Genomic DNA, 13,964 nt, shown 5'->3' on the forward strand with positions numbered 1-13,964 from the left:
TCGTCTTTGGAGAGATGATGTCCCCTGCCCGCAAACGCGCGGATGTTCTGCTGGTCGAACGCGGCCTGTTCGAGAGCCGGGCGCGGGCGCGCGCGGCGATCGAGGCCGGCCTCGTCACGGCCGACGACAAGCAGGTGGCAAAACCGTCGGAGACGATCGCCGAGGACGCCGTGATCCAGGCCGAGCCGGCACATCCCTATGTCTCGCGCGGCGGCGTCAAGCTTGCCGGCGCGCTGGAGCGCTACCCGATCGACATCGAGGATCATGTCTGCCTCGACGTCGGCGCCTCCACCGGCGGCTTCACCGAAGTGCTGCTGGCGAACGGTGCGAGCCTCGTTTTCGCGATCGATGTCGGCACCAGCCAATTGCACGCCTCGCTGCGCGGTCATCCCAAGATCATGTCGATGGAGGAGACCGACATCCGCGCCTATGACGGCAAGCGCCTGCCGGCGCGGCCCGATGTCGTCGTCATCGACGTCAGCTTCATCTCGCTGAAGACGGTGCTGCCGGTGGCGTTGTCGCTGGCGGCTGCACCGATGAGCCTGCTGGCGCTGATCAAGCCGCAATTCGAGGCTGACCGGAAGCACAACAAGAAGGGCATCATCCGCGACGCCGCCGTGCACCGGGAGATCTGCGACGACATCGCCGCATTCGCCGCTTCGCTCGGCTGCAGCGACATCGAGGTGTTCCCCTCCTCGATTGCGGGCGGCGACGGCAATATCGAATTCTTCCTGGGCGCGCGTCGTGGTTGAGCGATTGACGATCGATCACGTCGGCCATCGCGGCGACGGCGTCTCGCTGACTGCGGGCGATGCCGTCTATGTGCCCTATACGCTGGGCGGCGAGACCGTCGAGGTCGACCACGTCGCGGGCAACCACCCTGACCGCCGCAAGCTGCTGGCGGTCGATGTCGCAAGCCCCGAGCGCGTCGCGCCGTTCTGCCCGCATTTCGGCGTCTGCGGCGGCTGCGCGATCCAGCACTGGACGGCCGAGCCCTATCGCGCCTGGAAGCGCGGCATCGTGGTCGAGACGCTGGCACAGGCCGGCATCGATTGCGAGGTTGCGCCGCTGGTCGATGCCCATGGCCTGGGGCGCAGGCGCGTCACGCTGCATGGCCGCTTCGGCACGCATGACATTCTCAAGGTCGGCTTCTCGGCGGCGAGCTCGCACGATGTCATCCCGATCCATCGCTGCCCGATCCTCGATCCCGCGCTCGAGGGCGCGCTCGATGCCGCCTGGGCGCTGGCCGAGCCGCTGACGTCGAAAATGCCGGTGACCAAACCGCTCGACATCCAGGTCACCGCCACCGCCAACGGCCTCGATGTCGATGTGCGCGGCTCCGGCCCGCTGCCGACACCGCTCGTCACCGCGCTGTCGCGCGTCGCCGAGCAGCATCGCCTGGCGCGGCTGACGCGGCATGGCGAGCTGGTGCTGCAACGCCTGCCGCCAACGGTGAAGATGGGCCGCGCCGAAGTGACGCTGCCGCCGGGCTCGTTCCTGCAGGCGACCGTCGCCGGCGAAGAGACGCTGGCTGCGCTCGTCGCCGAACGCGTCGGCAAAGCCAAGGAGGTGCTCGACCTGTTCTGCGGCGTCGGCCCGTTTGCGCTGAGGCTCGCCGAGAAGGCCCGAGTTACCGCCCATGACAACGATGCCGGCGCGGTCGCAGCGCTCGCGAAAGCTGCGCGCACACCTGGACTGAAGCCGATCAGGTGCGAGCCGCGCGACCTGTTCCGCCGCCCCCTGGTGCCACCCGAGCTGCGCGACTTCGACGCCGTGGTGTTCGACCCGCCGCGCCAGGGCGCGCAGGCGCAGGCGCTGAAACTTGCCGCAAGCAAGGTGCCTGTGGTGATCGCGGTGTCCTGCAACGTCGCAACTTTCGCCCGCGATGCGCGACTGCTGATTGACGGCGGCTACAGGATCGAGACCGTGGTGCCGGTCGACCAGTTTCGGCACACGCCGCATGTGGAATTGGTGGCGAAATTTACGCGCTAATCTTCTAACGCCGAAGACCGCTCAGCGCCGGAGACTCGCCGGGCAGCATGTTCGATTTGATATCGCTGTCCATGCGGCCCGAGTCCTGCTGGGCGAACCCGGCCCCGAACGACAGGCTGAGATTGGAGGTCGGCTTGAACTCGACACCCGCGAACGCGCCGTAGCCGGGCGAAACGCCCGAGGTGAGCGGCGCGAGCGAGCTGCCGATACCGTCGCCGTATTTCTGCGAGTTGAAACCGGCAAAGAACGTGACGGGCATGCCGCCCGCGGTCTTGGTGTTGTAGCCGAACTGCGTGCTGTCATAGGAGAGCGCGCTGAAATTACCGGCCAGCCCCGTCTGGCTGAGACCGCTCCAATTCAGATTGCCCCGCTGGCTGCCGACAAAGAAGCCGTTCGCAAAATTGGAGCGGCCGCTTGCGTCGGCGGCATTGAAGCTCGGGAAATTGCCGTAGCTGTCCGAACTCTGGCTGGCAGCGCCGCCGAAGCCGAACGGCCCGCCCGGGATCCAATATTGCAGGGGTGCGGCTTGCGCATGAGCCGGCGCTTCGCCGAGGCAGAGCAGCGCCAAGAGAATTGCGAGACCATAGGAACGTGCAAGATTTGGCATTCGGGAGACCGTTAAAAAGGTCGCAAATCATACCCTCGGGATGCCGCAAATACCAGCCGAGCGATGTTCACCCGGTTCCAGAAACCCCCATGCCGAATGTGAGCTGATTGCCCTCGGCATCGACGACGTCGAAATCGCGCATGCCGTAGTCGCGGTCCTCCGGTCGGTTGAGCAGCATGGCCCCGCGGCCGGACATCTCCGCATAGATCTGGTCGACGTCCCTGACGAAAACGCAGAGGCCGCCCTGTCCGGGCAGCCGTTTCGTTGCGGCCGTCGCAAGTAGGTGCAGGCCGACTTCGTCTCGGCAAAGGCAGGCATAGGACGGGGCTGGCCATACTCGAAGGTAACCTCGAAGCCGAGCACGTCACGGTAATAGGCGAGGCTGACGGCAATGTCCGAGACGACGAAAACGGTGGCGGAGCCCGCCATCATCGGATGTTCGTCAGTCATCGGTCCCTCCCCGTGACAAGCAATCTCCACCACGCAGTCTAGCATGCATTCCCGAGGCCTTGCACGGCGCGTCCCGCAACGTAAGCTATCCCGCGAACAAGGCGGCGCGAGTCCGCCGTAACGGGAGGATGACGATGCGATATATGGGTCTGGCGCTGGTTGCGCTGTTCGCCGTGACGATCTCGGGGGCCGGCCGCGCAGCCGAGCCGACCCGCTTCACACCGCTGAAGCCGGACGAGCTCACCCCGCCGCAGAAGGAATGGGCCGATGCGATCGCGGTGCCGCCGCGCAACGCCAAATTCACCAACCCGCCCTACCGCGCCTATATCCGTAATCCCGAGCTCGCACCCAAGCTCTCGGCGATGTCGGATTATCTGCGCTGGAATTCGTCGCTGCCGGCGCGCCTCAGCGAATTCGCGATCCTGATCACCGCGCGGCAATGGACGGCGCAATATGAATGGTTCGCGCATTATCCGCTGGCGATGAAGGCCGGCCTCGATCCAGACGTCGCCAAGGACGTCGCGAACAGCGTACGGCCGAAGGCGATGAAGGATGACGAAGCCGCCCTCTATGATCTTGCAATGGCGCTCTATCGCGACAAGAAGGTGTCGGACGACATCTACCGCGCAGCGCAGCAAAAGTTCGGCGAGCGCGGCATCATGGATATCATCGGCCTGATCGGCTATTACGATCTGGTCTCGATGACGCTGATCACGATGCAGGCCGAAGCACCGAACGACAGCGTGCCGCCGCTGCCGCCGCTTGCGGCCAAATAGAAACAACGCACGCGCTCTTTCAAGCTCCGTCATTGCGAGCGCAGCGAAGCAATCCAGATCGTCGCAGTGGAAAGACTCTGGATTGCTTCGCTCCGCTCGCAATGACGACGTGGATGCTTATGAGAGTTACAACTTGATCGAGAGCGAGCAGCAACTGCTGACGCCCTAAACTGGAGACCCCGGTGACATCTGACGATCCCGTCATTTACGAACGCACAGGCAAGATCGCCCGCATCACGCTGCGCCGTCCGCCCGTCAACGCGCTGAGCCTCGAGGTCATCCGCGCGGTGGTGGCGGCGCTCCGACGCGCCGCCGACGATGCCGATGCGCGCGTCGTCGTGCTGGCGAGTGCCATTCCAAAACGCTTTTCGGCGGGGCTCGACCTCGACATCCTGCTCGGCAAATCCGGCGCGCAGATCCGTGAATTCCTCCAGGCGCTCTATATCGACCTTTACGATGCCCAGTACGGGCTCGGAAAGCCGTCGATCGCCGCAGTCGGCGGTGCGGCGCGCGGCGGCGGCATGACCATGGCGGTGTCCTGCGACGTGGTGCTGGCGTCCGAGAGCGCGAGCTTCGGCTATCCCGAGATCGACGTCGGCGTCATCCCCGCGATCCACTACGCCCATCTGCCACGCATCGTCGGGCGCCACCGTGCTTTCGAGCTGTTGTTCACCGGCCGCGTCTTCAGCGCCGCGGAGGCACGCGAGCTCGGCGTGGTGAACCGCGTCGTCGCAGATACAGAGCTCGAAGCCGAGACACAGAAGCTCGCAGCGCAATTCGCGGCGAAGTCGGCCGCGGTGCTGCGGATGGGCCGCGCCGCCTTCATGCGGCAGATCGATCTCGACTACCGGCGCAGCATTGCCAGCGCCGTGGACGATTTCTGCAACGTCGCGACCTCGGATGAGGCGCAGGAGGGGTTGAGGGCGTTCGTCGAGAAGCGGGCGCCGAACTGGTGAGGGATCGGCGTAGACGCGCTCAGGCCGTCATGTCCAGCGAGGAGGACGAATCCGCCGGCGGATATTTCGTCACGTCGACCGAGAAGGATTTGGTGCCGACCTGATAGATGACCTTGCCGTTCTGCCCGTCGTTCGTCGCAATCTGCGACTGTCCGAACATGATGACGTTCTTGTAGACGATGCCGGTGCCCTGGCGCGTGATTCCTTCGGTGGTGACGCTGACCTGGGCTTCGTTGCCGTTGACGGAGAGGACGCGAAAGCTCGCGCTCTTGCCGTTGTCCGCGGAATAGCCGCCCCAGCTTCCCATCAGGCGACTGTCAGAGGCCGGCGGTGCCTGCTTCTCGAGCGACGCGGTCTGCTTGCCGCCGCCCACGGAGGACAGCAGCACGAGGTTCTTGCCGTCCTTGGTTCCGACCGTGACCGATCCAAAGGTCAGGAGCGCGCCATTGACCTGGCCGAAACCGCGCTCGGTGTGCCCGTTATGTGTGTATTCGACCACGGCCCGGGCACCGCGAATGTTCACAACCTTGAAGCTGACCGGCTGGTTGTTTCCGACCCAATTGCCCTTCCACTCACCGAGCAGATTGCTCTGGTGATAGATCCGCTCATTGGCAGGCGAAATCTGGCTGGTGGATGACGAGATGACGGCCATTGGGTGCTCGGCGGACGAAGCTGACAAATCGGCTTCCGGTCGCTTGCCGGTCAGCAACCAAGGGCTACCTGTCCGGAAACAAACAGAAACAATTCGATTAGGGCCCACACCGGTTAACGAGCGGTTAAATTCAACCCTCGGGCGAGACGAGACAAAGCGCCTCATTCGAGGTGCTTCAGCGGCCCCAGCGGTCCGACCAGATCTTCTCGCCGATCATGCAATTGACCCGCGGCTCCTTGTCCGCAACCCGCATCACGGGGCGGTCCGGCATGCGGCCCGCAACCTCCATCAGCAGCTTGGTGCGGATCGCTTCCTTGAACTTGTCACGGTCCTTGATCGCGATGACGAAGGAGCCGGGGCCGCCGACGACGCAATCCTCGTAGTAGTAATCGAGATTGTCGATATCCATGGTCGAATAGGACGGCTCCTTGACCATGATCGGCAGGCCGTTGATGACGATGCCCTTCTCGAGCGCGGCGTCGCGCGCCACCGTGACCGGCCCGCCATTGTTGTTGGGACCATCGCCGGAAATGTCGATGACGCGGCGCAGGCCCCGATAGGGATCCTCGTCGAACAGCGGCATCGCGAAGGTGATCGCACCGGAGATCGAGGTGCGCGAAGCACGCCGGATCGGCGTCTTCAAGATTTCGGCGGCGACCGCATCCGCAGTCTCCGGTCCGTCAACCAGCCGCCAGGGGATGATGATCTTCTGGTCGGTGGAGGCGGCCCATTCGAAATAGGTCACAGCGATCCGGCCGTTCGGACCGAGCTTCAGCGCCTGCAGGAACTCCTTCGACTGGATCGCCTGCGCATAGCCTTCGCGCTGGATCGCGAGCTCGTCCATGTCCATGGAGTAGGAGACGTCCACCGCGAGGATCAGCTCGACGTCGACCGTTTGCGCATCCCTGTCGGCTGCCAACCGCTGCGGTTGATGTTTGGACGGTTCGAATTTGGGTCCCGGTGCCGCGAAGCCCGCAACGTCCCCTCCGGCGAGCACGCCGGCCACCAGCACAGCCCCGATCGAGAACAGCAAGCGCATCGCAGTCTCCCGTCGTATGACGCGATGGTGACATGCAATCGCCTTGCCGCAAAGTACGAAGATCGCTTGCGCTTCACATTCCAGTCAGGAATTTGCGAGTTTGGAGTTTGCGCTTCGCGCAAAGCTGCCGCCGTGTTGCCGCGCTTGCGCCACCGGAACGCGCGCGATCGCTCACACCGTCATTCCCGAGCGTCCCGCAGCACCGAGCCGGGGACAGACCTTCCCCGCCCACTTGTCGGGCGCGATTTCCATGCTAGGCTGACCGCACAGATGGGGATGGAGTCCCCCGACAACCGCCCGGCGGCCCTGTATCTTGGACCGTAGTGGGCTGATGACTCCTGCTTGAGGTGAGGCAATCTTTGGGCCTCTGCCTTTGGCGGGAGCATGGACAAGCCCGCCGATGGCGGGTTTTTTGTTGCCTGAAGACAAAGGCCAGGGACAAGTCCACGACGTGAAGACAACGACACCGAATGCGGCGCGCAGCATGTTACCCAGGGGGATCTGGGTGCTCGGCTTCGTCTCGATGCTGATGGACGTCTCCTCCGAGATGATCCACGCGCTGCTTCCGGTCTATCTCGTCACCGTGCTCGGCGCTTCCACGCTCACGGTTGGATTCATCGAAGGCATCGCGGAGGCGACGGCCTCGATCACAAAGATCTTTTCCGGTGCACTGTCGGACTGGCTCGGCCGCCGCAAGTTCCTCGCCGCCCTTGGCTATGGACTGGCCGCGGTGACAAAACCGCTGTTCCCGCTTGCACCCAGCGTTGGATGGCTGGTGGCGGCGCGCTTCATCGACCGGGTCGGCAAGGGCATCCGCGGGGCACCGCGCGATGCGCTGATCGCCGATATCGCTCCTGTCGGCCTGCGCGGCGCGAGCTTCGGCCTGCGGCAGTCGCTCGACACCATCGGCGCCTTCGTCGGGCCGCTGGTCGCGATCGGCCTGATGTGGTGGACGGCGGATAATTTTACCCTCGTCTTCTGGGCAGCGGTGCTGCCGGCTGTCCTGTCCTTTGGACTGATCGCCTTTGCGGTGAGCGAGCCGGAGCCGGACCCGAGCCGGGAGCCCGCGAAGAATCCGCTGAACACCGCCGCGATGCGACAGCTCGGGCCCGTGTACTGGCGCGTCGTCGCGGTCGGGGTGGTGTTCACGCTCGCGCGCTTCAGCGAGGCCTTTTTGATCCTGCGTGCGCAGAATATCGGTCTCTCTGCGATGTGGGTGCCGGCGGTGCTGGTGCTGATGAACATCGTCTACGCGCTCTCCGCCTACCCGGCCGGCGTGCTGTCGGACCGGATCAACCGGACCGGCCTGCTCGCGCTCGGCCTCGTCTTCCTCGCCGCCGCCGACCTCGCGCTCGCGCTGCTGCCGAGCCTTGGAGGACTCGCGCTCGGCGTCGTATTGTGGGGCCTGCATATGGGGCTGACGCAAGGCCTGCTCTCGGCCCTCGTCGCCGATGCAGCACCGCCGAGCCTGCGCGGCACCGCGTTCGGCTATTTCAACCTGTTCACGGGACTGGCCTTGCTGGCCGCGAGCGTGATCGCCGGTGCGCTGTGGGACGCCTATGGTCCGGCCGGCACGTTCCTGGCCGGGCTCGGCTTCGCGCTGGTCTCACTCGCAGGACTGCTCGCCGTCGGCAATGGGCTGGCGGAGGAGAACAAATGATCATGCAGGTCGCAAACTGGGGGACGAGACGTTGAACGTTCAATATATTCTGGCCGTCGCAGCGGGCGGAGCACTCGGTGCGGTCGTGCGCTACCTCGTCGCAATCGCCTCGGGCCGGCTGTTCGGCACCGACTTTCCCTGGGGCACTCTGATCATCAACGTGACGGGATCGTTCCTGATCGGCCTTTTCGCTGCTTTGTTCGCCACCAGATGGAACCTGCCGCAGGCCGCCCGTATCTTCCTTACGGTCGGGATCTGCGGTGGCTACACCACATTCTCGACATTCTCGCTGGATGCCTGGTACCTGATCGAGCGCGGGCAAACATGGGCCTCCGCGGCCTATATGGTTGGATCGGTCGTGTTGTCCGTGGGCGCGCTCATAGCCGCATTGCAACTCGTCAGGGCGCTGCCGTGAGGCCACCCGCACAATCGACGCATTCCTGCCCATCCCCTCGGGCATGATGATGAGCGGTTGCCCCATCTTGGAGAGCCCCCCGGGCGTGCAATATAATAAGCGGTCTGGAAGGGACGTTTCAGGACACGATGAACGACGCCGTCACCAAGCCGAAAACCAGGACCAAGACCAAGGTCGAGCGGCCCAAGCTGCACAAGGTCATCCTGATCAACGACGATTTCACGCCGCGTGAATTCGTCACCATGATCCTGAAGGCCGAATTCCGCATGACCGAGGATCAGGCCTACAAGGTCATGATAACCGCCCACAAGCTCGGGGCCTGCGTGGTCGCCGTCTTCACCAAGGACGTCGCCGAGACCAAGGCCACACGCGCCACCGATGCCGGCCGTGCCAAGGGCTATCCGCTGCTGTTCACGACCGAGCCGGAGGAGTAGGTCGCTAGCTGCGGCGGGAGCGGGTTGGCCTGCGCGCAAGACTCTCGAGCGGATGCTCCTGCACGTGTTTCCAGAACGCCTCTGCCGCCGGCGTCAGTCTGGACTTCGGGCGAAACACGTGGATCTCGATCGGAATCTCCCATTCCCGTCCACCCGCCTTGACCAGCTCGCCTGATGCGAGCTGATCGGTAATGAGGCTTTCCGGCAGCCAGGCCATGCCGCGACCAGCCTGGACCATGGTGACGAGAAGCTTTGCAAGATGCGAGGTGAACGCCGGCTTCAACTGCGCCCTGAGCGGCGAGGTCGAGCGGACCGCTTCGAGGATCTTTCCCATCCCGGACTCGGAACGGTAGCTGAGAAATTGAACCGGCGCCGTCTCCGTTCCCGGCAGCCTGAACCGCGGCGCCTTGGCGGACTTCGAGGCCGGCACCGATGCCGGGATCAGGCAGTCATTGCCGACATGCACGGACCGGAATTGCGACGTCGTCAGGGCGGTGACCGTGGCCGGATGATGGTGGCACAGCAGGAAATGCACCTCGCCGGCCAGCAGCATGCGCTCGCACGCCTCCATGTGGTTGGCGACGAGCTGGACGTTCGGGACGAAAGAGAGCGCGGTTTCGATTCCGCGCAACCAGTCCGGAAAGAACGTCAGCGACAGCGCGTTGGTCGATGCGAATTTCAGCACGTCGGAGGAGCCGCGCGCCAGCTCCTGGGCCTCCAGGCGGCCGGATGAAAGGCGGCGGATGACGTCTTCGGCGGTGAGGCGGAACGCCTCGCCCGCGGCTGTGAGGCTCACCGCATGCGTCGTTCGCTCGAACAATGCTGCGCCCGCCCACAGCTCCAGCGCCTTGATCCTGCGGCTCAGCGCCGGCTGCGACGAATTTCGTTGCTCCGCCGCACGCGAAAAGCTGCGTGTCGATGCCACCGCGATGAAATCGTGCAGCCAGTTGATCTCCATGGCTTCAATCCCGCTTATGCAAATTCTGCATAATCATATCATGAGGTGACATTGGATTTCCAGAAGCCCGGCCTGCACCCTCAGGGAAAGCGAGATTTCTTTTGGGAGGCGGAATGTCCGGGCGCACGCTCTACGACAAGCTCATCGACGCGCATGTGGTGCGCAAGCTCGACGACGACGGGCTCGTGCTGCTCTATGTCGATCGCACCGTCCTGAATGAATATACCAGCCCGCAGGCCTTTGCCGGCCTGCGCGCGGCGGGGCGGAAGGTGTGGAATCCGTCCGCGGCTCTCATGGTCGTCGACCATGTCAATCCGACCGCAGCACAGCGCACGCGGCAGATGCCGGACATCGATGCCGCACGGCAGGTCGACTATTTCGCCGACAACGCCCGTGATTTCGGCATCGAATATTTCGACATCCTGGATCCGCGCCAGGGCATCGAGCATGTCGTCGCGCCCGAGCAGGGGCTGGTGATGCCGGGCATGGTGATCGCCGCCGGCGACAGCCATACTACTGCTTACGGCGCGTTCGGCGCGCTCGGTTACGGCATCGGCACCTCCGACATCGAGCACTATCTGGCGACCTCGACGGTGCGTTATCGCCGGTTGAAGACGATGCGCATCAACGTGACCGGACAGCCGCCGCTCGGCGTCACGTCGAAGGACATCGTCATGGAGATCATCCGGCGCATCGGCGCGGACGGGGCCGCCGGCTATGCCGTGGAATTCGCCGGCCCCGCCGTGACCCAGATGAGCGTCGAGGCACGGATCGTGATGTCGATCATGATCGTCGAGGCCGGTGCGCGTGGCGTCGTCATCACGCCGGATCAGAAGGTGCTCGATTATCTCAAGGGCCGGCCCCGCGCGCCGAAAGACAAGATGTGGGACCGCGCCGCCGCGGCTTGGTTGCAGCTGCGCTCCGATCCGAATGCACGGTTCGACCGCGAGATGACGATCGATGCCGGCAACGTGGCACCGCTGGTGACCTGGGGCACGAGCCCGGACCAGGCGATCGCCGTGACCGACCGCATTCCTGATCCCGACAGCAATGCGGCCGCAGACCGCAAGACGGCTGCCATGCGTGCGCTCGCCTATATGGGGCTCGAACCGGGAACGCCGATCCAGTCGGTGCCGATCGATTTCGCCTTCATCGGCTCCTGCACCAACTCACGCATCGAGGATTTGCGCGACGCAGCCAAAATCTTCAGGGGCCGCCACGTCGCAACGGGCGTTCGCGCCATCGTGGTGCCGGGATCGACCCAGGTCCGCGCGCAGGCCGAGGCGGAAGGGATCGCGCAAATCCTGATCGATGCGGGCGTGGAGTGGCGGCAATCCGGCTGCTCGATGTGCCTTGCGATGAACGACGACGTGCTGGCGCCGGGCCAGCGCTCGGCCTCCTCGACCAATCGCAACTTCGAGGGCCGTCAGGGACCCGGTGCGCGCACGCATCTGATGAGCCCCGCGATGGTCGCGGCCGCCGCGGTCACCGGCCACATCACCGACGTGCGCACCCTGATCGGAGGAGACGTCCAATGATGCCATTCCATCGGGTCTCCGGCGCCGCCGCGCCGATGACGACGCCCAATATCGACACCGACGTGATCATGCCAAAGATGTTCCTGAAGGGTGTCGATCGCAGTGGCCTCGGCGAGGGGGCGTTCAACCTGCTGCGGTTCAACGCTGGCAAGCCCAATCGCGAATTCATCTTGAACATGGACGGCTATCGCGACGCCTGCTTTCTCGTCGTCGGTCCCAATTTCGGCTGCGGCTCGAGCCGCGAGCATGCGGTCTGGGGGCTCCAGCAGCTCGGCATCCGCGCCCTGATCGGCACGACATTTGCCGGGATCTTCAACGACAATTGCGCCAATAACGGCCTGCTGACGGTCAGCCTCGACGCTGCCACGGTCAGCACGCTCGCCGACATCATCGCCAATCCTGCGAGCAACTGGCTCACCATCGATCTCGAGCAGCAGACCATCCGCATCGACGGCGGGGGCACCGTGCCCTTCCCGATCGAGCCAGCGCGGAAGGAAGCGTTCCTCACCGGACGCGACGCGATCAGCTCGACGCTCGTCTTTGCCGACGACATCCGCGCCTTCGAGGCGCGGCACAGGGCGGACAATCCCTGGTTCTAGGTGCTGCGCGCGGACCAGACGACAAACGAACATAAAACCACAAAGGGAGGCCATCTTGACCGACACGACCATGAAGCTTGACGACGCGGCGCAGCCCGCTCCGTCGTCCAGGCTCGCCGCGCTCAAAATCGGCCCGCTGCCGATCACGGTCTATCTTGCCGCCGCACTCGTTTGCGCGGCCGCGATCTACACCGGAAAGCTCCCGAACGACGTGATCGGCGGGCTCTCGGTGCTGATGCTGCTCGGCTTCCTGCTCGGCAAGCTCGGCCAGACCGTTCCGGTGCTGAATCGGATCGGCGGCACCGCCATCCTGTGCCTGTTCGTGCCGGCCGCACTGGTCAGCTACGGCCTGATGCCCGAGACGGCACTGAAGGCGATCACGACGACCTTCCGCACCGCAAACTTCCAGTACTTCTTCATCGCCTGCCTCGTCGCGGGCTCGATCCTCGGCATGCCCCACCGCGTCCTGGTGCAAGGCTTCATCAGGATGTTCGTGCCGCTGCTGGTCGGCACGCTCTGTGCCATTGCCGGCGGCATCACGGTCGGACTGTTGTTTGGTCACAGCCCGAAGGAGACGTTCTTCTTCGTGATCATCCCGATCATCGGCGGGGGCCTTGCCGAAGGCGTGCTGCCGCTGTCGATCGCCTATGCGGAAATGCTGCACCGGCCGCAGGCCGAGCTCGTGGCGCAGATGGTGCCCGCCGCCCTGCTCGGCAACGTCGTCGCCATCGTCGCGGCCGGACTTCTCGCTCGCCTCGGCGAAAAGCGGCGTGACCTCAACGGCCAGGGCGTCCTGGTCAAGACCGGCGACGACGACATCCTCGGTCCCGCGCGAACCGATCATCCGATCGATCTCGGGCTACTGGGTGCCGGCATCGTGCTGTCCTGCGTGCTGTTCGTGCTCGGCATGGTGCTCGCGCCCTATACCGGCATCCCCGGCCCGATCCTGATGATCGTCTCGGCGGTCGCGCTCAAGCTGACAAAGCTGCTGCCGGCGGACATGGAGCTTGGCGCCTACCAGATCAACAAATTCATGTCGACCAACCTCACCTTCGCGATCCTGGTGGCGATGGGAACGCTGCTGGTGTCGTGGCAGCAGCTCGTCGCCTCCTTCAACCCCGGCTACATCGCGGTCTGCACCACGACGGTGCTGGCGATGGTGGCGTCGGGCTTCTTCGTCGGCAAATGGCTGAACATGTATCCGGTCGAGGCCGCCATCGTGACCGCCTGTCATTCCGGGCTCGGCGGCACCGGCGACGTCGCCATTCTCGGCGCCGCGGATCGCATGGGCTTGATGGCCTTCGCCCAGATCGCCACCCGCGTCGGCGGCGCCATCATGATCGTGATCGCGACTTTGGCGATGAAGATCGCGTACTGAGGCTAGCCCCTGAGACGCGCCATGATGATCTCGTCGTGATAGAGGCCGTCGAGGAGGATCGCCATCCGCTTGGTGCCCTCCTCGACAAACCCGACCTTGCGATAGAGCACCGCCGCGGCGGTGTTAGTCGCGAACACGCCAAGCTCGATGCGGCGGAAGCCAAACACATCCGCGGCCTGAACGGCCTGCCGCAACAGCAGTTCGCCAAAACCCTTGCCCCGGAAGTCGGACAGAAGTCCCATGAAGAGATCGCCGACATGCGCCGACACGGCGCGGCTCGCCGGTGGCACGTTGCACCATCCGACTACGACGCCGTCGACAATCGCGACGATCTGCGGATAGCCGCGCTCGACATTGCGTGCAACGAAGGCGCGGACCTGCTCGATCGGCGGCGCCTCCGTAAGCGCAATGTATTTGCGCTCGCGGGCAACGACATCAACAGCGGCGCGAAAGGCCTCCGTATCGGCGACCTCGATCTGGCGGAATTCGACGGTCATAGGCGGCCCATTG

The 13,964-nt window shown here is 64.6% G+C and carries 15 protein-coding genes, 1 pseudogene and 1 riboswitch; of the genes and pseudogenes, 10 read left to right on the forward strand and 6 right to left on the reverse strand.

What is annotated here, in order from left to right:
* Nucleotides 1-17 precede the first annotated feature (17 nt).
* Together AC1RR3_RS07085 and AC1RR3_RS07090 are read left to right on the forward strand one after the other, a co-directional pair.
* Nucleotides 18-752, forward strand: a complete 735-nt coding sequence (locus tag AC1RR3_RS07085; protein ID WP_492820764.1) for a TlyA family RNA methyltransferase — start codon at nucleotides 18-20, stop codon at nucleotides 750-752.
* Nucleotides 745-1,992 carry a class I SAM-dependent RNA methyltransferase gene (locus tag AC1RR3_RS07090; protein WP_492820766.1) on the forward strand — a complete coding sequence of 416 codons (1,248 nt, stop codon included), beginning with the start codon at nucleotides 745-747 and terminating at the stop codon, nucleotides 1,990-1,992. Before AC1RR3_RS07085 ends, AC1RR3_RS07090 begins: the two co-directional genes overlap by 8 nt.
* A gap of 4 nt (nucleotides 1,993-1,996) precedes the next feature.
* Here AC1RR3_RS07090 and AC1RR3_RS07095 read toward each other — a convergent pair whose 3' ends face one another.
* Complete coding sequence (locus AC1RR3_RS07095; RefSeq protein ID WP_492820768.1) at nucleotides 1,997-2,599, reverse strand: hypothetical protein; 603 nt, start codon at nucleotides 2,597-2,599, stop codon at nucleotides 1,997-1,999.
* Nucleotides 2,600-2,962: 363 nt separating this feature from the next.
* A pseudogene (locus AC1RR3_RS07100) lies at nucleotides 2,963-3,094 on the reverse strand (hypothetical protein); the annotation flags it as partial.
* Nucleotides 3,095-3,183: 89 nt separating this feature from the next.
* Here AC1RR3_RS07100 and AC1RR3_RS07105 point away from each other — a divergent pair.
* A complete protein-coding gene (locus AC1RR3_RS07105) occupies nucleotides 3,184-3,825 on the forward strand; it encodes a carboxymuconolactone decarboxylase family protein (protein ID WP_492820770.1) in 642 nt (213 codons plus the stop codon).
* 182 nt (nucleotides 3,826-4,007) lie between these two features.
* A complete protein-coding gene (locus AC1RR3_RS07110) occupies nucleotides 4,008-4,781 on the forward strand; it encodes an enoyl-CoA hydratase/isomerase family protein (RefSeq protein WP_492820772.1) in 774 nt (257 codons plus the stop codon).
* Nucleotides 4,782-4,800: 19 nt separating this feature from the next.
* Here AC1RR3_RS07110 and AC1RR3_RS07115 read toward each other — a convergent pair whose 3' ends face one another.
* Together AC1RR3_RS07115 and AC1RR3_RS07120 are read right to left on the reverse strand one after the other, a co-directional pair.
* Nucleotides 4,801-5,433, reverse strand: coding sequence for a hypothetical protein (locus tag AC1RR3_RS07115; RefSeq protein ID WP_492820774.1), 633 nt, complete (start codon nucleotides 5,431-5,433; stop codon nucleotides 4,801-4,803).
* A 175-nt stretch (nucleotides 5,434-5,608) separates the two neighbouring features.
* Nucleotides 5,609-6,472 carry a DUF1194 domain-containing protein gene (locus tag AC1RR3_RS07120; RefSeq protein ID WP_492820776.1) on the reverse strand — a complete coding sequence of 288 codons (864 nt, stop codon included), beginning with the start codon at nucleotides 6,470-6,472 and terminating at the stop codon, nucleotides 5,609-5,611.
* A 263-nt stretch (nucleotides 6,473-6,735) separates the two neighbouring features.
* Nucleotides 6,736-6,820, forward strand: a riboswitch (Fluoride riboswitch).
* A gap of 136 nt (nucleotides 6,821-6,956) precedes the next feature.
* Here AC1RR3_RS07120 and AC1RR3_RS07125 point away from each other — a divergent pair.
* From AC1RR3_RS07125 to clpS, 3 genes are all read left to right on the forward strand, one after another.
* Nucleotides 6,957-8,132 carry an MFS transporter gene (locus tag AC1RR3_RS07125; protein ID WP_492821425.1) on the forward strand — a complete coding sequence of 392 codons (1,176 nt, stop codon included), beginning with the start codon at nucleotides 6,957-6,959 and terminating at the stop codon, nucleotides 8,130-8,132.
* 31 nt (nucleotides 8,133-8,163) lie between these two features.
* Nucleotides 8,164-8,547 (forward strand): fluoride efflux transporter CrcB, encoded by a 384-nt coding sequence (crcB, locus tag AC1RR3_RS07130; protein ID WP_492820778.1) that lies wholly within the window; start codon nucleotides 8,164-8,166, stop codon nucleotides 8,545-8,547.
* A 128-nt stretch (nucleotides 8,548-8,675) separates the two neighbouring features.
* Entirely contained in the window at nucleotides 8,676-8,981 is a 306-nt protein-coding gene (gene clpS, locus AC1RR3_RS07135) for an ATP-dependent Clp protease adapter ClpS (protein ID WP_492820780.1), read from the forward strand.
* A 4-nt stretch (nucleotides 8,982-8,985) separates the two neighbouring features.
* Here the strand turns inward: clpS and AC1RR3_RS07140 are convergent, their stop codons facing one another.
* Entirely contained in the window at nucleotides 8,986-9,939 is a 954-nt protein-coding gene (locus AC1RR3_RS07140) for a LysR family transcriptional regulator (RefSeq protein ID WP_492820782.1), read from the reverse strand.
* 113 nt (nucleotides 9,940-10,052) lie between these two features.
* Between AC1RR3_RS07140 and leuC the strand changes: the two genes are divergently transcribed.
* From leuC to AC1RR3_RS07155, 3 genes are read left to right on the forward strand one after another with little or no spacing between them, the layout of a single operon-like run.
* A complete protein-coding gene (gene leuC / locus AC1RR3_RS07145) occupies nucleotides 10,053-11,477 on the forward strand; it encodes a 3-isopropylmalate dehydratase large subunit (protein ID WP_492820784.1) in 1,425 nt (474 codons plus the stop codon).
* Nucleotides 11,474-12,076: a 3-isopropylmalate dehydratase small subunit gene (gene leuD / locus AC1RR3_RS07150; protein ID WP_492820786.1), complete on the forward strand. Its 603-nt coding sequence runs from the start codon at nucleotides 11,474-11,476 to the stop codon at nucleotides 12,074-12,076. The genes leuC and leuD overlap by 4 nt, the downstream gene beginning before the upstream one ends.
* 55 nt (nucleotides 12,077-12,131) lie before the next feature.
* Complete coding sequence (locus tag AC1RR3_RS07155; protein ID WP_492820788.1) at nucleotides 12,132-13,454, forward strand: 2-hydroxycarboxylate transporter family protein; 1,323 nt, start codon at nucleotides 12,132-12,134, stop codon at nucleotides 13,452-13,454.
* Nucleotides 13,455-13,456: 2 nt separating this feature from the next.
* On the opposite strand, the gene AC1RR3_RS07160 is transcribed toward AC1RR3_RS07155, so the two are convergent.
* A complete protein-coding gene (locus AC1RR3_RS07160) occupies nucleotides 13,457-13,951 on the reverse strand; it encodes a GNAT family N-acetyltransferase (RefSeq protein WP_492820790.1) in 495 nt (164 codons plus the stop codon).
* Nucleotides 13,952-13,964 lie beyond the last annotated feature (13 nt).

It is taken from the genome of Bradyrhizobium sp. GW821-FHT13H05 (assembly GCF_058804065.1).